Consider the following 25,807-nt stretch of genomic DNA (forward strand, 5'->3'; position numbering starts at 1 on the left):
GCCATGTCACGACCCATGGTGTCCGCCTACCAAGCGCTGGCAGCTAGCTCCCCCGGCTTGCTTGCCCGGGCGTATTTCCTGGTGAAGCCTTTCGTTCCCCGGAGCGTCCGCTGGGCGGTCCGCCGTAGCCGGGCCCGCGGGATCATTCGAGAATGCGAGGCCATCTGGCCGATCAATGAGGCCGCGGGTGCGACTCCGGCCGGTTGGCCGGGCTGGCCGAACGGGAAGGATTTCGCCGTCGTATTCACCCACGACGTTGAATCCCGCGGCGGTTTGGCAAAGGTGCGTGAGCTCGCGGAAATCGAGATCGCCTACGGACTCCGCTCATCCTTCAACTTCATCCCCGAGGGCAGCTACAACGATCCCGCGGAGATTCGGAAATGGCTTGAGGAAAAGGGCTTCGAGATCGGCGTTCACGATCTTAATCATGACGGTAGGCTCTATGGATCTCGCGAGGGATTCCGCCGGAAGGCAGGGCGCATCAACCGCTACCTAAGGTCGTGGAACGCAGTTGGCTTCCGTTCCGGCTTCATGCTCCGCCAACTCGATTGGATCCATGATCTGGATGTGATCTATGACGCTTCAACTTTCGATACCGACCCCTTCGAGCCCCAGCCCGAAGGCTCCCAGACGATCTTTCCGTTTCTCGTCCGACGCGGGGCGAGAGATGGTGGAAGCGGCTACGTCGAGCTTCCCTACACGCTTCCCCAAGACTCCACCATTTTCCTGCTACTGGGCGAGGAAACACCGGAGATCTGGAAGCGCAAGCTAGACTGGATTGCTGGCCGCGGCGGGCTCGCTCTCGTCAATATCCACCCGGACTACGTTGATTTCACCGGGAGGCGGACCTCGTCCCATTACCCCGCGGCGATGATCCGCGAGTTCCTCGATTTCCTATGCGCCAAGTACCGTGGCCAGTTTTGGAACCCCCTCGCAAAGGAGCTTGCGATATGGTACGAAGGCGCGATGATGACTATGTCCAGAGAAGTTGATTCACCTTCCTGAACGGCCCCCGCCCCTCCCTCGCTGAATCCTCCTCCCCCCCCCAAGTCCCCCCATGATTCGCCTTCGTCACAAGGTGTTGATCCATAGTTTTCGCGTGTTGGATCAATTGATCCTCATCGCTGTGGCAGCCTTGATCATCTACTTCCGCCCGGAGATCGCTCTCTTGGGAGGAAGTCCGGTCGCCCCCGCGACTTATCGCATGGGCGATACCATTGGAGTCCTCTTGCTCGGGCTCGGCTGGGTCGGCATCTTTGCTTATTGCATTCGTTACAAGGCGGACCGCTTTGTAGCCCTGACCACGCAGCTGAAGGATCTTCTGAAAGCGACGAGTCTCGCTTCCTTTTGGCTGGTGATCGTTAGCGGGATCTTCTCCTTCCGCAGCATCAATACCGGAAATATCCTGCTTTTCTGGGCAGCCGTTACTTTCGCCGGCGTGATCAGCCGCTTCGCGCTGCGGATGATGCTGATGAGTGCCCGTCGCTCCGGCTACAACTACCGCTTCCTGCTGGTGATCGGCGCGAATTCACGCGCCCGCGAGGTTGCCGCGCGCATCGATGACCGGCCGGAACTTGGCTACAAGATCGTCGGCTACGTTGCAGAAACGCCCGCCACGCAGGAAGCTTGGCAACAGATGCCCGGCATCCCTGGCGAGGTCCTCGGTGTGCTCGATGACCTGCAGTCCGTGCTAAAGCGCGAGCGGGTGGATGAAATGATTGTTTGCCTCCCGGTGGATTCCCGCTTCAGCGATATCGTGAAGGTGGTCCAGCTGGCACGGGATCTCGGCATCGTCCTGCGCCTCATGCCGGAACTCCGGGACAACACGCTTTTCAAAACGCTCCATTTGGAGGAGTTCGAAGGCGAGCAGGTCGTCACTTTGTTCCGCGAGCAGATGCTGCTGCAACTGCTCGCCAAGCGGATGGTGGATACTGTCGTCTCCCTGACTGCCCTGATCGTGCTCGCGCCGCTGATGATCACGGTGGCGATCCTGATCAAGACCTCCAGCCCGGGCCCTGTGTTGTTCGCACAGGATCGCGTGGGCATGAATCAGCGCCGCTTCCGCATCTACAAGTTCCGCTCCATGGTGGTGGATGCGGAAGAAAAGAAGCAGGAGCTCGCGCACCTCAATGAGATTGCGGACGGCCCCGCTTTCAAGATGAAGAATGATCCCCGCATTACCAGGATCGGCCGCTTCATCCGCAAGACCAGCATCGATGAGTTGCCCCAGCTCTTCAATGTGCTTCACGGTGAGATGAGCCTTGTTGGCCCGCGTCCGCCGCTGCCGGAAGAGGTCAAGAAGTACGAGTGGCTCTTCCGCAAGCGCCTTTCCGTGAAGCCGGGCATCACCTGCGTTTGGCAGATCAGCGGTCGCAGCAACACGAGCTTCGAGCGTTGGATGGAGATGGACAACGAATACATCGACAACTGGTCGATCTGGCTGGATCTGGAGATCCTGGTGAAAACCGTTCCTGCCGTCCTGCTTGGTCGAGGGGCTGCCTAACAAAATTTTCTGATGTCACGGACCAGACCAAAAGTCCTGGCGCTCGCTTCCGGGGGTGGCCACTGGGTGCAGCTGCTGCGGCTGCGCCCGGCTTTCGAAGGCTGTGACGTGGTCTTTGCCACGGCGAAGGAGGGCTACCGATCCGATGTCGGCGAGGCGCAGTTCCGTGTGATCGTCGATGCGAACCGATCGAACAAGATCGGGCTGCTCAAGTCGCTGTGGAGCGTCTTCATGCTCCTGCGGAGGGAACGTCCGGACGTGGTGGTTTCCACCGGTGCTGCTCCCGGCTTCTTTGCACTGAGGATCGGCAAGCTGATGGGAATGCGCACCGTCTGGGTGGATAGCATCGCAAATGCAGAAGAACTTTCGATGTCGGGCGCGCAGGCGGGTGGCTGTGCAGACCTATGGCTCACTCAGTGGCCTCATCTCGCCCGAAAAGAAGGACCGACCTGTATGGGAAACGTTCTATGATTTTCGTAACCGTCGGAACAGACCAGCCCTTCGACCGGATGATGAAGGTCGTGGACCGCTGGGCAGGTGAGGCCTGCAGGAAGGATGTCTTCGCCCAGATTGGCGAGGGCGGATGGGAGCCCGCACACGTGCCCTTCGTCAATTTCCTCGAACCGGTCGAGTTCAAGACCCGCTTCGCACAGGCTTCGCTGATTATCGGCCATGCCGGTATGGGAACCATTCTCTCGGCGCTGTTGCATGGAAAGCCGATCCTGGTGATGCCGAAGTTGGCGCGCCTCGGAGAGCATCGCAACGAACACCAGACGGCCACCGCGAAGCGCATGATGGCACTCGGCAATGTGAACGTCGCCTTCGATGAGGAAGAGATGCTTCAGAAGCTCGAAGTGGTGGAGACCCTCAAGGCGCGCCATGCCATCGCGCCTTACGCTTCCGGTCCGCTGATCGAGGGGCTCAGGAATTTTATCTTTGAAGGGAAGGGGACTCGTCCATGAAGTCGAAGCTGTCCAAGGCCATTCATGCCGCTTGCTCGCTCCTTGATCCGCGGAACTACCTGCATGCCCTGCGCCTCATTCACTACACTGGCTATAGCCACGTGCGGGAGCGCCGGAAGCTGAGGGCCGGACGAGGCACGGGTATTGCTCCCAATGTTTCCTTCCGCAATGGCGAGCGGATCCTCATGGGACACGACTGCCACATCGGCGAACGCTGCTACCTTTGGGCCGGGGATTCGACTGGCCGGATCATCATCGGCAACTATGTGTCCCTTGCCCCGGAAGTCTTCATTACCGCCTCCGACTACAAGTTCGAAGCCGGCAAGCCTTTCCGGCAACAGCCGAAGAACGAGCGCGATATCCGCATCGGCAATGACGTCTGGCTTGGCGCCCGTGTCGTCGTTACCGCCGGTGTCACCATTGGTGACGGATGCATCGTCGGTGCCGGTGCCGTCGTTACCAAAGATCTTCCCGCCGGAGCCATTGCGGCGGGTGTCCCCGCACGAGTGATCGGAAAGCGAGAGTCTTCCCCATTACCCGCCCTTAGCTGAATTGCCCCCCAAATGAAAGCTGACGTAGCCATTGTGATCGTGTCCTACAATTCGGAGGACCATATAGGAACCTGCCTCAAGAGCGTCTTTGCTCAGAGGAAGTCCGTGAGCCAGCAAGTGATCGTGGTCGACAACGACTCGCGGGACGGAACTGTCGCATATATCCGCGAGAACTTTCCCGAGGTCCAACTGGTGCTTCCCGGCGTGAACCTCGGCTTTGCTGCCGGTGTGAATCTCGGGGTGAAGCATTCGGACGCCGAGTTCGTGCTGCTTCTCAATCCCGACACCGAGATCCTCGACAATGCCGTCGATGTCATCGTCGAGTTTGCCCGCAAGAATCCCGGCCACGGTCTCTACGGTGGCCGCACCCTGCGTCCGGATGGCAGTCTCGAGCCGTCTTCTTGCTGGGGGCGCCCCACCTTGTGGAGCATGACCCTTTTCGCCTTCGGCCTGACCACGCTCGCACCGCGCAACCGTTTTCTCGACCCGGAGTCGCTTGGGAGCTGGCAGCGTGATACGGTGCGGGAGGTCGGCGTGATCACCGGCTGCTTCCTTCTCGCTCCGACGGAAGTCTGGAACAAGCTCGGTGGACTCGATGAGCGCTATTTCATGTATGGAGAGGATGCCGATCTTGCCATGCGTGCCTCGTCCTCGGGGTATCGTCCCGTCATCTGTCCGGATGCGAGGCTTGTCCACGAAGTGGGCGGCTGCTCGGACACTCCGGTGCACAAGACGATGTTGCTTTACCGCGGGAAGGCCAGCTTGGTGCGCACGCACTGGAGCGGCCTCTCCCAGTGGTTGGGTCTCTTCTTCCTCGCCACTGGCACCGGTCTGCGCGCCGCGATGAGCCGCCTGCGATCTTCGCCCGGTCGGAATGACAGTGCGGGTCGCTGGCAGACACTTTGGCGGGACCGCAGCAAGTGGATTTGCGGCTATGGCACCACCGGGCAGAGCCCCGTCTGAAACATCGGTTCAACTCCGAAACGAATCGCGAGATGATCAGCGTCGTCATTCCCAGCTACAACCGGAGCCATTGCGTGCTGGCCTTGCTCAAGGATGTCTATGCCCAGAAGGGTGTGGAGATGGAGGTCATCGTGGTCGATGATTGCTCACCGGACGATAGCGTCGAGGTGATCCGCCGCGAGTTTCCGCAGGTCATCTTGCTGGTGAACGGGAAAAACGGCGGGCCCGCTGTCACGCGGAATCGCGGCATCCGCGCCGCGAAAGGAGATGTCGTCGTTGGTTTTGACAGCGATGTGACCATTCCGGACGAGCACCTGCTTTCCAAAGTGGAGACTCGCTTCAAGGCTCTGCCGCGGGTCACCGGCCTCGCCTTCCGCCTTCTCAAGCCGGACGGCAAATCGGAAGACACCCCGCGCTGGTGGCATCCAGTCCCCATCGGAAGCTATGCGGACAGGGAATTCGTCACTTCGTATTTCAGTGGTACCGCCTATGCCTTCCGCCGGGAGGAGCTGGTGAAAGCAGGCATGTATCCGGAGATCCTTTATATGCACTACGAAGAGGTGGAGCTCGCCTTCCGCATCATCGACCAAGGTGGATCCATTCTCCACTGTCCGGAACTCGTGGCTCTTCACCATGCGAACGAGGTTTCGAGACGGAGTGAAGTGACGGTCTTCTATAAGCCTCGGAACCAGATCTTGCTCGCCGTTGCCTGCCTGCCCGGACTGAAGGCGATCCAGTACGTCTTGCCGCGGACTTGCTATCAGTTTGTGAAGGCCTGCGGGGGTGGTCATGTAAGGGATTTCGCTCGCGCGATGAAGTCGGCCGGACAGCTCTTCCCGAGGCTTTTGGAACTCCGGAAACCCTTGCGAACGGAGACCCTGCAGCGCATCGGAGCGATGAAACAAGGCCTCACTCCATGAGGAATGATGCCGTCGGCAGCGAGAAAATGCCGGTCTCCGTGAATCTACCACCTAACGATTAAAGGTCATTTTGAGGATGTTCTTATTTTCTGATTTTAAGTGAGTTGCGAGCTGGTTTGCGGTTAGTCGCAAAATGCAAAATCAACTTGCTAACAGGGCGAAAGATTGGACCCTTGGAACCTCAAATTGGAAGACTGCTGCTACATTCAAAATTAGTTAAGAATCTGATTTTGAGGGAATGGCGACCATCACCCCCGGGGTCGTCAAAACAGGCCGGATCCGTGTCCCCTTGGGACATGGCCCTCAATCCGGTGAACAAGGCGATCCCCCGGCTCCCCCCCGAGCCCCCATTCCATTCCTGATCTAGGAGCACTCGGAAAAAACCGACCATGTTCATGAGAAACAAAGCTTACGTTCTACTACTCGCACTCCTTGCGATGCCGTTCTCGGCCATCGCCAAGCCGGAGCGAGTCCCCGCTTTCGGTCCCAATGGTACCCATTGGCCTGAAGTGATTGCGACACCGTTCATGTATGACAACACGGTGGCAAACATCGTGGAGGTTCCTTGCAACTGGAACGCCATCAAATCGGCCATTCAAGCCGTCACGGCGAACCAGGCAAATAGCGGTACCCTCATCCTCGTCCAACCGGGCGAACTGACTGGTAACGGCAGCTCCAGCGGCTCGATTCCGGTGCTTGAGAGCGTCGGCTCCACAAGCTGGGGACAACGCGTCACGGTCGCCCCGCGCGACGGCTATGGCACGGTGACTTGGAAAAACGGAGTCCGCTTCCTGAAAGTCTACGGCGTGTGTTTCGCCGGCTTCGAGTCGACCGGGATCAGCGGCGTGAAAATGCAGGGCTGCAGCCGTTCCGCGCTGGCTTGGATCAAGTGCACCGGCCATCTCGGCGTCTACGGGACCGAAGGCTACCGCACCGAAGGCATCGAACTTGTCGAGGTGGTCCAACCGGATCACTACGTGGTCAGTGACGATTCCGCGGACTTCTACGCGGGCGGCGGTGGCTTCACGGACTTTCGCTTTGACGGATGCTATCACGCCCCGCGCTTCTTTGAAGCGAACTACACCGGCGGCAAGCCCCACACCGACACCATCCAGTTCGCGGCAGCAGGCGGTGGCAGCTACTCCAACGTTTATTTCCGCGATACGGCGGTGTTCTCTTCGAACAACTGCTCGATTCAGACCGGCAACATCGACGGCATGACGCTTGAGAAGTGCTACGTGGTTTCGGGCGATGTTTCCCTTTCCCGCTACCCGCACCTTCCGGGGGGGGCCGATGAGGCTACAAGCAACGCCTTCAATGGCTCGGGCAAGAACTTCAAGGCGATTGACAGTGTCTTCTACGGCGGGATGGCTCTCAACACCCGGGATGCTGCGCGGCCTTGGGCTTCGGTTACCAATACCAAGGTCAACAAGGCCTACGGTGACTCGAACCAGCCCTTGAGCGGCCAGTGGACGGTGGTAGCCGGAATGAATGCCGGAAACTCCGGGATGCCTCCTTATCCGAACGACAGCTATTTGGAAACGATCTGGGCGAATCCTGGTGCGACCACCCAGGTCTCCCGTCCGGTTTTTGTGCCGGCGGCTGGCACCTATGGCTCGGCCCAGCAGGTGACCATCACCTGCTCGACCAAGAACTCCTCCATCTTCTACACGCTGGATGGCTCGGTACCTACCATCTCCTCGACTCGCTACACGGGCCCCATCCCGGTATCGGCTTCCCGTACCGTCAAGGCGCTGGCCACCGCTGCGGGCTTGGATCCTTCTCCGGTGGTGACCGCGGAATACCGCATCGTCAATCAGGTGGAGCAACCGGTGATCTCGCCGAACGGCGGCCTCTTTAGCACTCCGCAGCCGGTCACCCTGACGACCACCACTCCGGGCGCGACCATCTATTACACGCTGGATGGTTCCACGCCGACCGCGTCCTCGACAGCCTACACGGCACCCGTCCTGATCTCCACGACTTCCACCCTGAAAGCGGTGGGCATCCGCAGCGGCTATGATGATAGCCAGGTAGCGATGGCCAGCTTCGGCATCGGTGAAGCCTATATCGCCAGCGAGGCATGGACGAACGTCACCATTCCGGCTCAGTCTAGCAACTTCACCGTCCGCTGGAGTGCGATTCCGGATGGCAGCCAGATTGACGGTGTGACCGGCCTGGCCTTGGGACCCGTGGACAATTATCCCGACCTCGCTTGCATCGTCCGCTTTGCAGTCAATGGCGTGATCGATGTGCGCAATGGCGGTGCCTATCAGGCACAGAACACCGTCACCTATGTCGCCGGAAAAATCTATCGCTTCGAGTTGAACGTGGACCTGAACGCCAAGACCTACTCGGTGACCGTAACCCCGGATGGGGCCTCGCCTGTCCAGATCGCGACCAACTACAAGTTCCGTAACGAGCAGGCCACGGTGGCTACCTTGGATCACTTTGCCATCGTTGCGCTTGATGGCGGCTCGCACACCGTGTCTGACATCGTCTTCGGGACCACGGCAGCGCCGACCGCTCCGCAGGGCCTCCGCGTCTTGTCCTCGCCCTGAGGACCCGCCAGCCCTGATCTCCGGGATTTCAAGAGCGGCATCACCTCATAACGTGGTGCCGCTCGTTTTCCAGAGATAATGATCCATCCTCATCCCGTTTGCGTCCTAGGAGGCGTGGACGAGGCGCGACTCCCATCGCAACCTTCCCCCTCCCGTGACATCCCCCCCTGTCCGTGTCCTTTACAGTTTTCCCCACAAGCTCGGTGGAGGTCGCATCTGCACCACCGCGTGGCACCAGGTTGAAGGTGCCTCCCGCGCCGGTACCAAGGTAACGGTGATCGCGGGTTCGCAGGTGAAGCCGCTGAACTCCGAGGTAAAGGTGAAGAAGACCTTGTCCGTCGGAAGATTCCGCATCCCTTATCGCTTGATTGGCCGGGACATGGCCTGCAATTGGCATGATGCCGTAACCGCCCGATGGCTGGATGCGAATCACCGTGAGATCGATGTCGTCCACGGCTGGCCGCTTTCATCGCTGAAGACGATTCGAGTGGCGAAGAAGCACGGCATTCCCGTGGTGCTGGAGCGGCCGAATGCCCACACCGCCTTCGCCTACGAAGAAGTGGCGAAGGAAAACAAGAATGTCGGCATCGACCTTCCCGGCAATCATGATCATCTTTTCAACGGAAAGCGCCTCGCGCTGGAGGAAACCGAGTACGCCGAGGCAGACTATCTGCTTTGTCCCTCGGATTTCGTGGCAAGGACGTTCCGCGACCGTGGCTTCGCGAATGAAAAGCTGGTCCGCCACCAGTACGGCTTCGACCATTCGCGTTTCTCGTCCCCCGATGCCAGGGCCACGGAACACGATGGTCTCATCATGATCTATGCCGGTGTGATTGAACCGCGCAAGGGCTTGCATCATGCCCTCAAGGCTTGGTTTGCCTCCGGGGCGCAGGAGAAGGGGACTTTCATGGTTTGCGGTGAGTTCATTCCTGGCTATGCCGAACTGCTTCAGCCGATGCTTTCCCACCCGAGCGTGAAGGTGATGGGGCATCGCAGCGATCTGCCCGACCTCATGCGCCAGAGCGATCTCTTCGTGCTCTCTTCGGTGGAGGAGGGGAGTGCGCTCGTGACCTATGAGGCTCGCGGTTCCGGCTGTGTGCTGCTCGTGTCCGACGCCGCCGGCGCGGTTTGCGAGCATCTGCAGAACGGCATGATCCATCCTTCCCGCGATGTAGACGCTCTGGCGGAGCACATCCGCCTTCTTGATGGCGACCGTGAGCTGCTCGCAAAACTGCGGGCGGCATCGCTTTCCGATCTCGATCACCTCACCTGGGCCGAAGCAGGCCGGAAACTTGCTGATGTCTATCGGGAGCTTCGCCGACCCTGACCCCGGTTCTCAAACCACGCTTCCCCCCGCGTGAATATCCTCGGCATCATCTTCTTCGTGATCTCCGCCATCGCTCTGATGAGCGTGCCTCGGAGATGGGCGGTGATCCCCCTCCTCATGGGGGTGATCTACATCACCCATGGCCAAGCGGTGAACCTCGGCGGAATCAAGCTTCCCGTCTTCCGGATGCTGCTTGCTGTCGGCTTGGTCCGGGTCGTTGTGAGGGGTGAAGGATTCGCGGGGGGCTTCAACCTCATCGACAAGCTAATGCTCATGCTTGGCGGATGGCTGTTCTTTGCCAGCTTCTTCCATGAGCCGGGCGCGGCCGCTGCGGGGCCGACCTTCATCATCGGCAAGGTGGCCGAAATCTCTCTCTGCTACTTCCTCGTCCGCTCGTTTTGCCAGGATCTCGATGATTTCGCCTCCATTATGGGGGTCATCGCGATTCTGATGGTTCCCATCGCGCTGGAGATGATTCAGGAGAAATTCACGGAGATCAATTTGTTCTCCAAGATCTTCGGCGGCGTGCGGGAAGCGGTTGTTGTGCGCGAAGGCGAGCTCCGGGCTCGCGGGCCCTTCCGCCATGCGATCCTCGCTGGCACGGTCGGGGCCTCGTTGATTCCGATCATGCTTGGCCTGTGGCGCCGTAATCCGAGGGCCGCGATGATCGGGCTGGTCGCTTGCCTTACGATGGTCGCTTCCTGCGCTTCGAGCGGGCCCGTCCTGAGCCTGATCTTCGGGATGATGGGCGTATGCCTGTGGCGCTTCCGGAATTTGATGACGCTGATCCGGTGGAGCATTCCGGTAGGTCTCCTCACGCTCCACATGGTGATGGAAAAGCCGGTTTGGTTCATCATCGGCAGATTGAGCATGGGGGGAAGCACGGGTTGGCACCGCTCGAAGCTGATCGACTCCTCGATCCGATACTTTGGCGATTGGTGGGCCTTTGGCACCGATCACACCCGCTCCTGGATGCCCACCGGCGTGACCTTCAGTGAGGAGCACACCGATATCACCAACTACTACCTCGCTTTCGGGGTGATGGGTGGCCTCCTCGCCATGCTTCTCCTGATCGCCATGATCTGGGTGGCCTTCCGATGGACCGGCCAAATGATCGATGCGATCCCGGAGGAGACGGATGAGCACGGAGACCGTTTCATGATCTGGTGCATGGGCTCAAGCCTCTTCTCGCACGTGGCCACGAGCATTTCGGTGGCCTACTACGATCAGTCGGTATTCTTCTTCTGGTTCAGCATCGCTACCATCAGCTCCCTCGCTTGGCTCCGTTTCGGCCTGCAGGAAGAGTCGTTGGAGGCCATTCGGGAAGACGACGATCCCGCCTCGAAGATGCAGTATTCGAGTTAGCCGTTTTCCAAGCTTCGCATCCCTCGTCCCCCCCAGATGACCCACGCGAAATCCTTAGAGCTTGTCGAGCCGGCTCTGCCCCAGGCAGAAGCCCGCGACGTTTCTTTTGCCGATCATGGTGGGAAGAAGAGTGAGCGCTTTTTCCACCTCGATGCATTGCGTGCCGGCCTGATGTTCTGGGGCATTCTCGTGCATGCCAGCACCGTGGAGAACTCGCCGGTCTTTCGTGCCATTGCGGAGGTCTCCGGCTTGGTTCGCATGGAGGCCTTCTTTGTCATCTCCGGTTTCCTCGCCTACATGTTGCTGAAGAAATACGGGGCAAAGGTCACCGTGAAGAAGCGTCTGCTCGCGATTGGTCTTCCCTTTGTGACGGCATTGGTGCTCCTGAACCCGGCGACGAACTATATCGTCTACTGCTACCACAATACCCCGATCCCTTTCATGGACTACCTGGCAGGGAAGGGGAGTTCTCACCCGAAGGGGCCGATGAATTGGCACCTTCACCTCTGGTTCCTCGCCGCGCTCTTCATCTACTCCCTGTTGGCTCCGGTTATCGGTCGCGCTGTGGATGGCGTAATGCGTGCCTCCTATGATCGCATTCCCCGCCCTTGGACCTTGGGAAAACTCGCTCCCGTGGTCCCCGGTTTGAAGTTTCTTGCGCTCTGCCTGATGGTTTGCGGCGGCTGTGTCGGTGCGCGAGTTGCCTTCGAGTCCATCAAGCCCTTGCTCCATCCGGAGGCTCACTATGTGGTCCGCTCCATTGGAAATTTCCTCCCTTACTATGCCTTGGGCATGGTGCTCTTCGCTTCGATCGAGCTGCGGAACGTCTTTTCAAAGGCCCGCTGGTTCCAAACCTTGCTCTCCTGCGTCCTGCTTTATCTGTCCCATCGTGCTTCCGGTGAGAATCCCGGTAAGCTTGGGGAAGTGGCAATCCTTGCAGCCCAGACCTACACCGCGCTCTGCCTCTCCAGTCTCCTGTTCTGGCTCGCGGCCAAGCTGGTGCGGAAAGAGAACCCTTGGGCTCGCTCCCTCTCGGATGCGGCCTACACCGTCTATCTCTTCCACTTCCTCTCGCTCTACCTCTTCGCGACCCTCCTGCGTCCTTGGATCCACGCGACCATTCCGCTCCTTGTCGCGATCTCGATTGCCACCTTCGCCACGACGCTTTGCTTCCATCGCTTCGTGATCTGGCGGGTTCCAATCCTGGAGCTGCTGTTTAACGGAAAACCGCTTCGCCCCTCTCGATGAATTCCATTTCCCTTATGGCCGAAACCCCGCTTTACGGCGAGACGGCGGAAGGATCCGGCCAGCCTGTTATCCCGTTTTCTCCTGTGAGGAAAGTCCTGTTCATCGCCTATCACTTCCCCCCTTCTGGTGGAGGCGGCGTGCAGCGTTCCCTGAAGTTTGTGAAGTATTTGCCCGAGTGTGGCTACGATCCCGTGGTCCTCACCGCCAAGCCGAACAACGAGCGTCGCTGGACCCCTACTGACCAAGCTCTCCTTGATGAAGTGCCGAAGTCCGTGCGAGTCACCTCGGTCTCGCTTCCGGATGAAGTGCACGTGCCCGGCAAGCTGGAGCGCGCTGCCCGCGAGTTGCTCGGCATGCGCAGTCGCTTCGGTCTCACATGGATGAATGAGGTCATCGAAGCGGGCACCGAACTCGTCGAGAAGGAGCAACCGGAGCTAATCTTCGTCACTCTTTCGCCCTTCGAGGGCGCGGATGCTGCCGCGGAGATCTCCCGGCGAACCGGGATTCCATGGGTCGCTGACCTGCGCGACCCATGGGCCTTGGATGAATTCCAGCTCCATCGCAGTCGCTGGCACCGCGGCTTGGAGAAGATGCAAATGGAGGCATCCCTTAGCACTGCGGCCATGATCATCATGAACACGCCGGAATCGGCTCGCCGCCTTGCAGAAGCCTTTCCCCGCTTGAAGAAAAATAACATCGTGAGCCTTACCAACGGCTACGATGCCAGCGACTTCTCCGGAGAGGTCGAGCCAATCAACGGTGCCGACAAGTTCGCCATTGTCCATTCCGGCTACTTTCACGCCGAATCGGGCCTCACCGAGCGCGACCGCCAATTCCAATACAAACTGCTAGGCCGCACGATCCCCGGCGTTGAGCGCCTGCCGCGCTCGCACTTCTATCTCCTCCGGGCGCTCGAAGAGTGGCTGAAGGAAGACCCGTCGATTGTGAACGAGGTCCGTGTCCACTGCGTTGGTGTGCTCTCGCAATCGGACACCGCGCTGATAGAAAGATCGTCCGCGAAGCTGCTCTTCGATTGTTCCGGCTACCTGAGCCACGCCGAATGCCTCCGCTATGTCCGCGGTGCGGACCTCCTTTTCCTGCCCATGCATAAGATGCCCTCCGGCATGAAAGCGGGCATCGTGCCGGGTAAGGCTTACGAATACATGGCTGCCGGGCGCCCGATCCTTGCCACTGTCCCCGATAGCGATGCCCGCGACTTTGTCCTCAACGCAGGTACGGGGGTTGTGTGCGATCCGGGGGATGTGCCCGGCATGCTCGCGGCCCTCAAGGAGCAGCATTTAAAGTGGAAGAACGGGAGAGCGAAGCCTCGCAGCAACGAGGACTTCGTCCGGCAGTTCGAGCGCAAGAACTTGACGCTCAAGCTCGCTGGCCTCCTTGACCAAGTCCGCTAGCAAGACCCAACCGATTGCCTTTCCATTCCCCGGACTTCCATGCAGGCTGAGAGCGTCATCGACGAAGTAACGAAACCGCGAGTCGCCCGGAGGGATCCTTTCGAGGCGCCCGATGTCTCCGCGAATCTCCGCAAGAGTTCCGTGCGGGGTGCCTCCCTAATGTCTTTTGCCCGGGTGGCGGGAATGGGCCTCCGGTTCCTCTCGACAGGCATTCTCGCGCGCATGATCACCCGGGAAGATTTCGGGATCTTCGGAATGACCACCGCGATCTCCGGCTTCCTCGCGATCTTCATGGACGTCGGTCTTTCCCAAGCAACGATTCAGAGGGCCGAGATCAACCATCGCCAGATCTCCACGCTCTTCTGGATCAATGTTGCGCTCGGGGCATTCATCGCCGGCATTTTTGCCCTCGGTGCTCCGGCGATCGCCGTCTTTTTCGGGCAGCCGGCGTTGGCGACCATCATTCCGGTGCTCGCACTCAGCTTTCTCTTTGGTGGCCTCGGCCTTCAACATGTTGCTCTCCTCACCCGGAACATGCGCTTTCCCCTGCTCGCAGGGGTCGAGATTTTTTCGATGTTCTCAGGCGTTATTGTCGCGGTGGTAATGGCCCGCTTGGGTATGGGTTATTGGTCGTTGGTGGGAATGGCCCTCGCTCCCGCGATCGCGAAGACGCTTGCCGCGTGGGTGGCGCTGCGCTGGACGCCCGGCCTCCCCTCTCGTGGCACAGGCGTAAAAGGGATGTTGAAGTTCGGAGGGGATGTTCTTGGCTTCAACATCGTGAACTACTTCTCGCGGCAAGCGGACACCATCCTTGTTGCGAAGTACTGCGGTGCTGCACCCATGGCCGCTTACGAGAAGGCCTATAGCCTGCTCCTGATGCCCGTCGGCCAGATCAATGGGCCGCTTGGTGCGGTCACCATCCCGGCGCTTTCGCGTTTGCAGGAGGACCTGGGCCGCTATCGCCGCTACTACCTGAATGCGATCCTGCTCGTCTGTGCCTTGAGCATGCCGGTCATCGCGGGAATCACGTTATTCGCGGATCAGATTGTGCTCGTTTGGCTCGGCCCGGATTGGGCCACGTCCGCCGACCTCTTCCGACTGCTGGCCTTGGCCGCGCTGCTTGGTGGAATTTCGAATCCTTCCGGTTGGCTCCTCATCTCGCTCGGCCTCACGAAGCGCTACCGCATGCTAGGTATCGTCAATTCCGCGATTATCGTCGCCGCGTTCGTGATCGGCCTGATCTACGGGCCGAAGGAAGCAGGCCAATGGGGTTCCATGCGTGGCGTCGCCATCGGCTATTCGGTTGCGATGCTGCTGAACTTTGTTCCCTACTGGGCTTGGGCGCTGAAGGGGACGCCGGTCAGCCTTTCCTCGGTGCTCAAGACCATGCTGACCCCGACGCTCGCCTGTCTCCCGGCTGTCGCTGCAGCATGGTGGGTCAAGAGCATGGCCCAAGGCCGCATCGACGACTGGCCATGGATCCTTGCTGCGATGATCACCTTCGGCGTCATCTATGCGGTCGTCCTTCTTTTCGGATTCAAGAAGCTGGATTTCTTCCGACGGATCGCCGGGGAATTCCGCTCCCGTTGAGTGGCTGTCTTTCCCCCTCCCGTCATGATCATTATCATTCCCACCTGCCAGCGGGGTGAGTTGTTGGAACGCACCCTCCAATGTCTGGTCGACGCCGACCGACCGGATACCCTGAAGCGAGTCTTTGTCGTGGAAAACGGCAAGAAGGAGCAGGCGGAAACCAAGATCGAAAGGTTCCGCTCCGTGCTCCCGCTCGAATACCGCTACACTCCGGAGGGTAGCAAGAGCGCCGCGCTGAACTTGGTTCTGGAGGAATGCTCCGGGGAGTTCGTCGTCTTCTTCGACGATGACGTCCGCATCGATCCCGCCTGTGTCCGCGCTTATGCGGATGCGGCGAAGGATAAGACCGGCGGTGAATTTTACGCTGGCAAGTGCAACGTGGATTACGATGTGGCGCCTCCGGAGTGGCTTAAGGACTACCTTCCCTATTCCGCGAAGGGATGGAGCTATGGTGACGAGATCCGCGAGCTCAAGGAGCCGCTTGCCCTTGGCTTTAACTGGGCCGCCTTCGCCGATGATTTGAAGAGGGCCGGGAACTTTAATGCGAATATCGGCCCTGGCAGGCTTATCTCGGTGGGAGAGGAAACAGACCTTCAAAAGATCATGTTCTCCCAAGGTGTGAAAGGCATCTACCTGCCTGCGGGGCTTGTCTGGCATCACGTTCCCGAGGAACGCTGCTCGCTGGCGTGGACGCTTGAGCGTAACCGGCGCATGGGGCTGCTTGTTGGACGGAAGCTCGCCCATGGCCCGGTTCCCGAGCGGCTCGGCAAGGCGGTCGTCGCCTTGGGCAAGATCGCCAGCCTCCGCGTATTGAATCTACTCGGCAGGCTCTTTCTCAGCGACTCCAGACGCTTCCACTACCAGCAGCGGCACCACTGGAATCTCGGCGTCTGGCAAGGACAGCAGACAGTGCAGGGCAAATGAGCTCCCACATTACGGATCGTGGCATGGCTTCATGATCCTTGATTTGCTTTCGATCTGATCGACTGTCCCAGATGTCTCCTTGGATAAGTTAATCAATGCAAAATATAAGCAAGCTGCAGATGATTAAAATCTTGTAGTGCGCTATTGGATCTGTTGATAGTTTGAGTTGGTTTTCCTCCTCCCTATCCCCCCTTTCAACCTGAGATCGGCTTGCTCGCGTCGCGGGCCGCCAATTCAGGGAGAACCTTCCCACCCCTCACCCATGCGAAGAGCCTTCGAGAGATTGGCTTTGGAATGGAAAACGCTTTGGAGCGCTATCCTTCGTTTGGTTCACATGGCTCCGTTTCAGGCTCGGCCGGAGCCTGCCTTGATACCCCGGCATCCCCGCGCGCGTCGATGGCCCAATGGGTCTTGATGCTGCAGACCTTCCCCTCTCCCTCCTCCCCGCTGTCTCCTTATCCTCCCCCACTCAACCCCCCAGATGAAATCAGTGTCCCCCGTCCCCGGTTTGGAAACTCGTGTCCCTCGAACGGGATTCCGGTCGGGATCCCTCGCAGCCTCGTCATGCATGTCGCTGATGGCGGCAGCCGCATTGCTTGCTCCGGCACGTGCCCAGGTGGGCTTCTCCGCGAGCACGCTGGGCGGCTTGGTATCCGGTAGCAACAACAAGGCGAGCAAGGTCACCTCGCTCCAGTTTGGTCCGGATAACCGGCTCTACTTCACCCAGGTCAACGGCACCATCATCGCGTGCGATGTCACCCGAAGCGCCGCAAACAACTATGTCGCCTCGAATGCAGAGACGATCAGCCTGGTGAAGAATATCCCCAATTATGATGATGACGGAGTCCGCAATTTCACACTGAACACCCGTCAAGCGACGGGCATCCTCGTGGTCGGCACGGCGGCCAGTCCGATCATCTATGTTAGCTCGAGCGATCCGCGCGAAGGCGCCGGATCCGGTGCGACCGATCTAAACCTGGATACGAACTCCGGCATTATTTCCCGCCTCAAGAAGAACAGCAGCGGTGTCTGGGAGAAAGTGGACATCGTTCGCGGCTTGCCACGTTCGGAAGAAAACCACGCGAGCAATGGACTCAACATCAGCCCGGACGGCAACACGCTGTTTCTTGCCCAAGGCGGCAATACGAACGCCGGCGGCCCTTCGAACAATTTCGCCTTCTCGTGCGAAACGGCTCTCTCTGCCGCCGTGCTGTCGGTCAACCTCGCGGCGATCAATGCGATGCCCGTCCAGACGGATACGTACGGCCAGCAATACGTCTACAACCTTCCCACGGTGAACGATCCAAACCCGGCCCGCGCCCATAATGGCGATGGCTCGGATGTGAACGATCCCTTCGGTGGCAATGACGGCCTGAACCAAGCACGTCTGGTGCAGGGAGGCCCGGTGCAAGTCTTCGCCTCCGGCTTCCGGAATCCCTACGACGTGCTGATCGCGAAGACCGGTGCACGCGCAGGCAAGATGTACACCGTCGACAACGCCGCCAACTCCGGGTGGGGCGGTTATCCGAAGAATGAAGGTTCGGTTGCAGTGGGTCAGCCGAGTCCGGTGACCAACCAGTATGTTTCCGGCGAACCCGGAGCCGTGAACAATCTTGATAGTCTTCAGCTCATCAGCCAAGGCTACTACGGAGGTCATCCGAATCCGATCCGTGCGAATCCTAGCGGTGCCGGCTGGCTTCGCTATGATGGCGGAAGCGGCGGAGCGGGCATGGTTTACTCCGTCACGCCCACGAGTGACTGGCCGCCGGTTCCTGCTGCCATGGCGGATCCGCGTCAGGGAGACTTCAAGTTGCCAGGCGCCGCGAACAACGCGCTCTTCACGAATAGCGCCTCTACCACGGGCCTCGCGGAATACACCGCGAACAATTTCAGCGGTGCCATGCTGGGGAACATCATCGCGACCCAGTACAGCAGCAATACGGTCCAACGCCTGATCCTGAACGCCGATGGCACGCAAGTCACCGGTAGCAGCGTGCTCCTGCAGGGTAGCTCCTATGGCACTCCGCTGGATGTCGCCTGTCCGGGGGCGGGTGCCGCGCCTGCTTTGGCCGGGACGATTTTCGTCGGTCATCATTCCAGCAAGATCACGGTGCTGGAGCCGAGTGATTTCGAGAACGGCAGCGGGAGCACTTGCACGGGTGCGGTAAGCTACGCCCTTGATGAGGATAACGACGGATATTCAAATGCCGATGAGGCCGCGAACAATTCCGATCCTTGCTCGTCAGCGGTCACGCCTTTGGATCGCGATGGCGACTTCCTTTCCGATCTTCTCGATACGGATGACGACAACGACGGAGTCTCCGATTCCTACGACCCGTTTCCCATCGATAGCCTCAGCGGCGCAAGCGTCGGCGTGCCGATGCGCTACGATCTCTTCAACGAGCTCGGCATCGGTTTCTTCGGCATCGGCTTCACCGGCGTGATGATCGATCCGGGCGAAGATTACCGCCTCTCGATCGATGAAAGCGAGATCATCGCCGGAGGTACCGCCGGGCTCTTCACGGATCCCACGGTCGGCCCGGGAAATCCGCATGGCGCGAACAACAGTCAGATGAACGCCTTCCAGTTTGGCGTGAATGTGGATGAAGCCACCGGCATCTTTCGGGTTCGTGCCGGGCTCGGAGGCTTGCTTTTCAACGGAGCACCTGTCGCCGCGCAATCCCAAGGCATCTTCATCGGCAATGGCGATCAGGACAACTACCTGAAGATTGCCGTAAACGCGGCGTCGGGAGCTGGAGCGATTGAAATCGTCCATGAGGAAAACGGAACCATGCTCGCCCATGAGTTCTACAGCCGGCCCAATCTTTTCAGCAGCACGATTGCCCTTAGCTTTCTGGTCGACCCCATCGCTGGTACGGCACAGCCCGGCTACTCGATCGGTGAAGGAGCGATCGTGAACGTGGGGCCTCCGATCGTGCTGGGAGGGAAGGTCCTTGCTTCAGTCCGCGGCAAGGGCATGGCCGTCGGCCTCCTGGCGACCACAGGTGATGCTTCCACGCCGACCTTCAATGCGACCTGGGACTATTTCGAGGTCACTCCGATCGCCGGAACAGCCGCGGCCAGGCTCACCATCAATAGTGGTAGCGGCAGTATCCTCACCTCCAGCACCAACAGCGGCGGATCCTTCCAGGTCCAGAACCTTTCTACCGGTGGCCAGAAGATCACTTCCATCAAGGTTGATGTGAGCACAGCGGCCTTGCCCGATGTCGTCTTCGACCCGGCGGGCACGGCCGGTGATACCGATGGCAAGGGCTTCACGCTCGACTCCTTCACCGGCACCGGCACTCCCGTCGGCACCTTCGCCCAGCCCCACGACGGTTCGAGCAGTCAGGACGGCTACGAGGTGCTGAATATCACCTTTCCCTCGGCGAACTTCGCGCCGGGAAATGAGATGACCTTTTCCTCTGACATCGACCCCACGAGCGTGAAGGGCTCAGCCGGCCCGGGCCCCGGCGATGCTTCAAGCGTCACCGGCCTCGAGTTGAGCGGCACGACCGTCACCGTGACCTTTAGCGATGGCACGGTTCGCAAGGTTCGCACCTCGGGTCTTCAGGTCAGTGGCTACACCCATAGCAACAAGACCTCCGTCGCTTTGTTGACTTCGGACGTTCTTCCCACGCCGAAATTGACCGTGGTCGGCAAAACCTCGCCCTTTGTCGCCAATACCCAGCCCACGGTGCGCGTGGCGGGACCGGTTGGCTCCACGGTGAAGGTGTGGGTTCTTTCCGCAGAACTCTTCCTGGAGGCAGGAGGTTACGATGTGGATCCTTTCGAGGCGAACAATGTTACTTCCTTCGCCACGATCAATGGCACTGTCGGCGTCAATGGCTACGTCGATCTGCCGGTGGTGTTGAAGGACGCTGGTGCGACAGGTGGTATCAACTTCGTGGCCGCCCAGTTGCTGGATGCCAGCGGCAGGCGCAGCTCGTGCTCGGACATCCTGGTCATCGACTATGACCCCACCGGTAGCACGAATGCGCTGATCCGCGTCAACGCCGGTGGTCCGTCCTATGTAGATTCGAATAGCCAGACCTGGGCTGCGGACAATGGCTTCACATCCGGTAGCACCAGCACCTTTGCAAATCCGATCGCCGGGACTGTTAACGACGCAATCTATCAGACCTTCCGCTACGACGACACGCCGTCCTCACCGCTGGATTACTCGTTCCCCGTGACCAACGGCCAATACGAGGTGCGGCTTCATTTTGCCGAGACGTGGTCGGGCGTCACTGCCGTCGGCCAGCGCATATTCGATGTGTTTATCGAGAACCAACTCGCCATCGATAATTTGGACGTCTTTGCCGTGGCTGGCGCAAATACCGCCTACTCGGTGACCCTGCCTGCTACCGTGACCGATGGCCAGCTTACCATTGGTCTGCGCCATGTCGTGCAGAACCCCTTCATCTGCGGCATCGAGGTCTTCTCGCTCGGCACGGGAGGGCTCGACACTGAGCCACCCGCAGCTCCCGCCACCCTCAATGCGACCAGCGTTGGAGCCGGGTCCATCACCTTGGGTTGGCCGGCCGCTGCGGACAACGTCGGGGTGACGGGTTACAAGATCTTCCGTGAAGGCGTGGAAATTGGCGCCAGCACCAGCCTTTCCTTCACCAGCACCGGCCTGACCCCCTCCACGCAATATCATTTCTCCGTGAAGGCGGTGGACGCCTCGAACAATATCTCCGCACCCGTGCTGCTGACGGTCAGCACGACAGCAGACACCCAGAATCCCACCGTTCCCGGCAATCTCAAGGGCGTGGCGGGAAATCAGGTGGCGATCCTTTCATGGACCGCTTCCACGGATGATGCGGGTGTCACCGGCTACCGCATCTATCGCGACACCGTGCTGGTCACCACCGTAACGGGCCTTGGCTATACCGACGGCGGTCTTGTTAACGGCACGCTCTACAATTATCAGGTGCGCGCCATCGATGCCTCCGGCAAGAACTCCGCCGCTGCTTCCGTCTCGGTTCGTCCGCGTGCCCTTGGCTCTGCAGCGCTTCGCATTGATGTCGGATCCGCGGTTCCCTTCGTGGATTCGCTCTCGCAAACCTGGCAGGCTGACACCGGCTTTAATACCGGCATTACGGAGGCGTCCACCGGCGCGATTGCGGGAACTGTCGAGGATGGGATCTATCAGACCCGGCGCTTCGACCGCTCTTATGGTGCAGAGCTAAAGTATTCCCTTCCTTTGCCGGACGGTGAATACGAACTGCGCCTGCATTTCGCTGAGGTCTGGTCCGGTGCCAATGGCGTTCCAGGAGCCCGCGTCTTTGATGTAAAAGTGGAAGATCAACTGGTCCTCGACAACTTTGACATCTTCGCCACCGCGGGATTTGCCACCGCTCTGGTGGTGCCCATCCCGGTGACCGTCACCGGAGGAAACCTCACGATCGAATTCTTCCACGGGGTGAATAATCCGACCCTTGCGGGCATAGAGGTTTACGCCTTGGAAGGCCCGCCACCGGATACCATCTTGCCAAGCACGCCGGGTAGTTTCGCGGTGACCGGTAAGACGCAGAACTCCATCTCTCTGGGCTGGAACGCCGCGACGGATAATGTCGGCGTCACCGGCTACCGGATCAAACGTGGTGCGACAGTGCTGGCCACCGTTCCCGGACTCAACTACACCGACACCGGCCTTTCCGCGAGTACGCTCTACCAATATTCCGTCGTTGCGCTCGATGCAGCGGGCAATGCTTCCGTGGCCGCGACTACAAGCGGCACCACTGCTGCAGATACCACTCCGCCCTCCATGCCCGGCATGCTCACGGGAAATCCCGGCAATGGCATCGCCAACCTGACTTGGACGGCTTCCACCGACAACGGCTTGGTCACGGGCTATCGGGTCTACCGAAATGGCGGCCTTCTCGGAACGGTGACCACTACCGCATTCTCCGATAGCGGCCTCACCAATGGCACCGCCTATACCTATGAGGTGCGCGCCGTCGATAGCGCGAACAACGTTTCGACCCCCGCCTCGGTAGTTGTGACCCCGCGTGCCCTGGGAGACGCAATCGTGCGTGTGAACGCGGGAAGTGCGACCTCCTTCCTCGATCCGGCCGGCCACACTTGGGTTGCGGACACCGGCTACAACACCGGATATATGGAGGCCACGACCAATGCGATCACGGGCACCGACATGCCCGCGCTCTACCAAAGCCGCCGCATCGACCGCATCAGCGGTGCCGAGTTGAAATATCAGCTCACCGTTCCGAATGGAGATTATGAGGTCCGCCTCCACTTCGCCGAGGTCTGGCCTGGAGCCTATGCCACGGGCATCCGGGTCTTCGATGTCCTCATGGAGGGAGCACTGGCCATCAACGATCTGGATGTCTTTGCCCGGGTTGGAGCCAATAGGGCTTTGGTCATTGCGACTCCAGTGACCGTTGCCGATGGCAAGTTGACCATCGACTTCGTACACGTCATCCAGAATCCGAATCTCTCGGGCATCGAGATCTATCCGATTGCGGCAGGTGCCTTGGAGATGGAGCCGCCGACCACACCGGGTAATCTCGCGGCCAACAACGTCACCGAGAACAGCATTGGCTTGGGTTGGACAGCTTCCACCGACAATGTTGGCGTGACAGGCTACCGGATCTACCGGAATGCGCTGCTGGTAAACACCGTCACCGGGCTGTCCTTCAATGACACCGGCCTGAGCACCGGCACACTCTACAACTACTCGGTGATCGCGGTGGACGCCGCGGGCAATACCTCGCCGCCGGCGCTGGTATCTGCCACGACCACGGCTCCCGATCTTCAGGGGCCAAGCATCCCACAGGGTCTTGTTGCAACGGCGGGCCTGACCTCGATCAATCTGGACTGGGAAGCTTCGACCGACAATGTCGCGGTGACAGGATACCGGATCATCCGCAACGGCCAACTCCTCACCACGGTGACCACCACGGACTTTGCCGACAGCGGGCTGCCGAGCGGAGTGGAGTTCGGCTACGAAATCATCGCCCTCGATGCCTCCGGCAACCTGTCCTCGCCGGCCCAGGTCACGACATCCACCTTGGCTGACACTGCGGCCCCGAGCATCCCCGGAAGTTTGGCCGCCACCCCGTCCTTCAATAGCGTCAGCCTCGTTTGGACGGCTTCCACGGACAATGTCGGCGTCATCGGCTATCGCGTCTATCGCGGTGCGGAACTCCTCGCGACGATCCAAGGAACAACGTATGAGGATACCGGCCTGGTGCCCGGCACGGCCCTCCAGTACCACATCCGTGCGATCGACCTGGCAGGAAATGCTTCGGCCGCCGCCACTGCCACCACCGCAACTCCCGCGGACAACCAGGCCCCGACCATTCCCGGCGGCTTCGAGGCGACCCCTGGCGATGAAACCATGAGCCTGACGTGGCAGCCTTCGGCCGACAATGTCGGAGTGGCGGCCTATGAGATCCGCCGTAACGGCATCTTGCTTGCCACGGTACCCATCCCGGGTTTCGAAGACAGCGGCCTCACCAATGGCGTGCTCTATACTTACGAGGTCCGTGCCATTGATGGTGTCGGAAACGTCTCTGCTCCGGCCATGGATTCCGCGAAACCTCGGATCGTCGGGAACGTCGTGAAGCGCATCAATTCCGGGGGCCTAGCCTATACGGATACCCTGGGCCGCGTTTGGGAAGCAGACACGGGCTTCAGCTCGGGATCCACGAATACCTCCACCAACGCCATCGCGGGAACGGACGACGATACGCTCTACCAGACCGAGCGCTACGATCCGCAATCCACCGGTGCCTTCCTCGAATACAACTTCGCGCTCGCGAACGGGCAATATGAAGTGCGACTTCACTTTGCGGAGACTTACTCCGGTGTCACTGCTCCGGGGCAGCGCCTGTTCGATGTCTTCGCGGAGAACAACCTCGCGCTGGATGATTTCGATATCTTCGCTCATGCCGGACTAAACCGGGCCTGCGTGATCACCTTCCCGGTCGTCGTTGCGGACGGCAGCCTGAACTTGCGCTGGGTTCACGGGGCGGCACAGAACCCGAAGGTCTGCGCGATCGAGGTCTACCCGATCCAGGGCGGCGGAGCCCAGCAGACCTTTGAGCAGTGGCTCGAGACAAATGGGCTGGCAGGTCAAACGACTGCGGATTCGGACGGCGGCACGCTCGACAACTTCGGCGAATACGAGCTCCAGATGGACCCGAACGATCCTTCGGACGATCTCGAGTTCTCGTTGCGTTGCTCGGATTCGGGGAATGATGTGGTGATCTCGCTTCCCGAGCTCAAGCCGCTCGGAAACTACCATCTCCATCGAAGCACTTCGCTGAACAACATCGGTAACGTGGCCAACCGGGTTGAAACCATCACTCGTGCAGAGATCGAAGCCATGACCGTATTCCAGCGTCAGAATTACGGCTTCGAGGACACGACGGGCGGATCCCGTGGGTTCTACCGGCTCTACTTTGAGCCTGCCGAATAGGTGATTCTTGTTCGGGGAGGTGGCCGCCTCCCCGGAGTTTCTTGTTTTCACAATCCCGAACTTGATGAACTGGCACGTGATCTGATAGATTTCCTTTAATTCCTCCCTTCCCAGCGATGAAACGTCCCCCCCGCGTCGTCATTGTCGGTGCCGCAGGCCGCCTCGGCCAAGCACTTGAATCCCGCTTCTCACGGGAAAACACCGTCACCGGTCTAGCCCGTCCCCTTATCGATCTCTCCTGTGCCCAGTCGATTCGTGACGCACTGGAACCCCTCGATTTTGACCACCTGATCCTCCCCGCCGCCATGACGGCGGTGGATCTCTGCGAGACCCATGAGGATCAGGCTTACGCCATCAATGCCTACGCCCCCCGCCTGATCGCGGAGATCTGCGGCAGCAAGAAGGCTCACATGACCCATGTGAGCACCGACTTTGTCTTCGATGGCAAGAAAGCCGGCTTCTACACGGAAGCCGACAAGCCCCGCCCGGTGAGCGTCTACGGCGCTTCCAAGCTGGAAGGGGAGGAGCATGTGCTCGCCACCAGCCCCCACAATCTCGTGGTGCGGATCTCGTGGCTCTACGGTCCGGGAAAGCCAGCCTTCCCGGAGTGGATCACCGGCCAGGCCTGCGCGGAGGCGGAGCTGTGGCTTCCCGCCGACAAGACCGGAAGCCCTACTTGCAGCGTTGATACCGCCGAGCTCCTGGAGCCCCTCATTTTCGGATCGGAAGGAGCCCCTGCCGGCGGCCTCTTCCACCTCTGCAACTCCGGATCCTGCACTTGGCAGGAGTGGGGCCAAGCCTGCATCGATCTCGCCCGGGAAGCCGGGGCGCCGATCCGTGCCGGGCGGATCGCCGCGAATGCGCTCGCCGATATCGCCGCGATGACCGCCAAGCGCCCGCCCAACAGCGCGATGAGCAATGCCAAGTATGTTTCCTACACCGGGATCACCCCCCGTTCATGGGAAGAGGCCCTGGCCGCCCATTTTGCCACCTCCGGGTTCCTCGGGAAATCCCTGATCGCCGCCTGAGTTG

Annotated in this window: 16 protein-coding genes; all 16 read left to right on the forward strand. The window is 59.9% G+C overall.

What is annotated here, in order from left to right; genetic code table 11:
- Positions 1–3 precede the first annotated feature (3 nt).
- The 16 genes from HHL09_RS15120 (at position 4) to HHL09_RS15195 (ending at position 25,803) form a co-directional block, all read left to right on the forward strand.
- Complete coding sequence (locus tag HHL09_RS15120; RefSeq protein ID WP_205760852.1) at positions 4–1,005, forward strand: polysaccharide deacetylase family protein; 1,002 nt, start codon at positions 4–6, stop codon at positions 1,003–1,005.
- A gap of 52 nt (positions 1,006–1,057) precedes the next feature.
- Positions 1,058–2,503, forward strand: coding sequence for a sugar transferase (locus HHL09_RS15125; RefSeq protein WP_169455461.1), 1,446 nt, complete (start codon positions 1,058–1,060; stop codon positions 2,501–2,503).
- A gap of 12 nt (positions 2,504–2,515) precedes the next feature.
- Positions 2,516–2,974, forward strand: coding sequence for a glycosyltransferase family protein (locus HHL09_RS15130; protein ID WP_169455462.1), 459 nt, complete (start codon positions 2,516–2,518; stop codon positions 2,972–2,974).
- Positions 2,971–3,465: a glycosyltransferase gene (locus HHL09_RS15135; protein ID WP_169455463.1), complete on the forward strand. Its 495-nt coding sequence runs from the start codon at positions 2,971–2,973 to the stop codon at positions 3,463–3,465. Before HHL09_RS15130 ends, HHL09_RS15135 begins: the two co-directional genes overlap by 4 nt.
- The gene (locus HHL09_RS15140) at positions 3,462–4,016 is read left to right on the forward strand and encodes an acyltransferase (protein ID WP_169455464.1); all 555 of its coding nucleotides are present in this window, start codon (positions 3,462–3,464) and stop codon (positions 4,014–4,016) included. Before HHL09_RS15135 ends, HHL09_RS15140 begins: the two co-directional genes overlap by 4 nt.
- A 12-nt stretch (positions 4,017–4,028) precedes the next feature.
- The gene (locus HHL09_RS15145; protein ID WP_169455465.1) at positions 4,029–4,979 is read left to right on the forward strand and encodes a glycosyltransferase family 2 protein; all 951 of its coding nucleotides are present in this window, start codon (positions 4,029–4,031) and stop codon (positions 4,977–4,979) included.
- 32 nt (positions 4,980–5,011) lie between these two features.
- Positions 5,012–5,899, forward strand: a complete 888-nt coding sequence (locus tag HHL09_RS15150; protein WP_169455466.1) for a glycosyltransferase family 2 protein — start codon at positions 5,012–5,014, stop codon at positions 5,897–5,899.
- 395 nt (positions 5,900–6,294) lie between these two features.
- On the forward strand, positions 6,295–8,460 hold the full coding sequence (locus HHL09_RS15155; protein WP_169455467.1) for a chitobiase/beta-hexosaminidase C-terminal domain-containing protein: 2,166 nt from the start codon (positions 6,295–6,297) through the stop codon (positions 8,458–8,460).
- A gap of 154 nt (positions 8,461–8,614) precedes the next feature.
- Positions 8,615–9,787 carry a glycosyltransferase family 4 protein gene (locus HHL09_RS15160; protein ID WP_169455468.1) on the forward strand — a complete coding sequence of 391 codons (1,173 nt, stop codon included), beginning with the start codon at positions 8,615–8,617 and terminating at the stop codon, positions 9,785–9,787.
- A gap of 30 nt (positions 9,788–9,817) precedes the next feature.
- Entirely contained in the window at positions 9,818–11,152 is a 1,335-nt protein-coding gene (locus HHL09_RS15165; protein WP_169455469.1) for a hypothetical protein, read from the forward strand.
- Between the two features lie 36 nt (positions 11,153–11,188).
- Complete coding sequence (locus HHL09_RS15170; protein WP_169455470.1) at positions 11,189–12,400, forward strand: acyltransferase family protein; 1,212 nt, start codon at positions 11,189–11,191, stop codon at positions 12,398–12,400.
- Entirely contained in the window at positions 12,397–13,812 is a 1,416-nt protein-coding gene (locus tag HHL09_RS15175; RefSeq protein ID WP_169455471.1) for a glycosyltransferase family 4 protein, read from the forward strand. The genes HHL09_RS15170 and HHL09_RS15175 overlap by 4 nt, the downstream gene beginning before the upstream one ends.
- A gap of 39 nt (positions 13,813–13,851) precedes the next feature.
- Positions 13,852–15,402, forward strand: coding sequence for a lipopolysaccharide biosynthesis protein (locus HHL09_RS15180; protein WP_277349121.1), 1,551 nt, complete (start codon positions 13,852–13,854; stop codon positions 15,400–15,402).
- 24 nt (positions 15,403–15,426) lie between these two features.
- Positions 15,427–16,326: a glycosyltransferase family 2 protein gene (locus HHL09_RS15185; protein ID WP_169455473.1), complete on the forward strand. Its 900-nt coding sequence runs from the start codon at positions 15,427–15,429 to the stop codon at positions 16,324–16,326.
- 568 nt (positions 16,327–16,894) lie between these two features.
- Positions 16,895–24,775, forward strand: coding sequence for a malectin domain-containing carbohydrate-binding protein (locus tag HHL09_RS15190; RefSeq protein WP_169455474.1), 7,881 nt, complete (start codon positions 16,895–16,897; stop codon positions 24,773–24,775).
- 116 nt (positions 24,776–24,891) lie between these two features.
- Positions 24,892–25,803 (forward strand): SDR family oxidoreductase, encoded by a 912-nt coding sequence (locus HHL09_RS15195; protein ID WP_169455475.1) that lies wholly within the window; start codon positions 24,892–24,894, stop codon positions 25,801–25,803.
- Positions 25,804–25,807: the final 4 nt, after the last annotated feature.

It is taken from the genome of Luteolibacter luteus (assembly GCF_012913485.1).
Taxonomy (GTDB): domain Bacteria; phylum Verrucomicrobiota; class Verrucomicrobiia; order Verrucomicrobiales; family Akkermansiaceae; genus Haloferula; species Haloferula lutea.

Coding starts and splice junctions, on each gene's coding strand:
- HHL09_RS15135 (WP_169455463.1), top strand. CDS start 2,971: ATGATTTTCGTAACCGTCGGAACAGACCAGCCCTTCGACCGGATGATG.
- HHL09_RS15125 (WP_169455461.1), top strand. CDS start 1,058: ATGATTCGCCTTCGTCACAAGGTGTTGATCCATAGTTTTCGCGTGTTG.
- HHL09_RS15170 (WP_169455470.1), top strand. CDS start 11,189: ATGACCCACGCGAAATCCTTAGAGCTTGTCGAGCCGGCTCTGCCCCAG.
- HHL09_RS15180 (WP_277349121.1), top strand. CDS start 13,852: ATGCAGGCTGAGAGCGTCATCGACGAAGTAACGAAACCGCGAGTCGCC.
- HHL09_RS15145 (WP_169455465.1), top strand. CDS start 4,029: ATGAAAGCTGACGTAGCCATTGTGATCGTGTCCTACAATTCGGAGGAC.
- HHL09_RS15155 (WP_169455467.1), top strand. CDS start 6,295: ATGAGAAACAAAGCTTACGTTCTACTACTCGCACTCCTTGCGATGCCG.
- HHL09_RS15185 (WP_169455473.1), top strand. CDS start 15,427: ATGATCATTATCATTCCCACCTGCCAGCGGGGTGAGTTGTTGGAACGC.
- HHL09_RS15195 (WP_169455475.1), top strand. CDS start 24,892: ATGAAACGTCCCCCCCGCGTCGTCATTGTCGGTGCCGCAGGCCGCCTC.
- HHL09_RS15130 (WP_169455462.1), top strand. CDS start 2,516: ATGTCACGGACCAGACCAAAAGTCCTGGCGCTCGCTTCCGGGGGTGGC.
- HHL09_RS15190 (WP_169455474.1), top strand. CDS start 16,895: ATGTCGCTGATGGCGGCAGCCGCATTGCTTGCTCCGGCACGTGCCCAG.
- HHL09_RS15140 (WP_169455464.1), top strand. CDS start 3,462: ATGAAGTCGAAGCTGTCCAAGGCCATTCATGCCGCTTGCTCGCTCCTT.
- HHL09_RS15175 (WP_169455471.1), top strand. CDS start 12,397: ATGAATTCCATTTCCCTTATGGCCGAAACCCCGCTTTACGGCGAGACG.
- HHL09_RS15120 (WP_205760852.1), top strand. CDS start 4: ATGTCACGACCCATGGTGTCCGCCTACCAAGCGCTGGCAGCTAGCTCC.
- HHL09_RS15150 (WP_169455466.1), top strand. CDS start 5,012: ATGATCAGCGTCGTCATTCCCAGCTACAACCGGAGCCATTGCGTGCTG.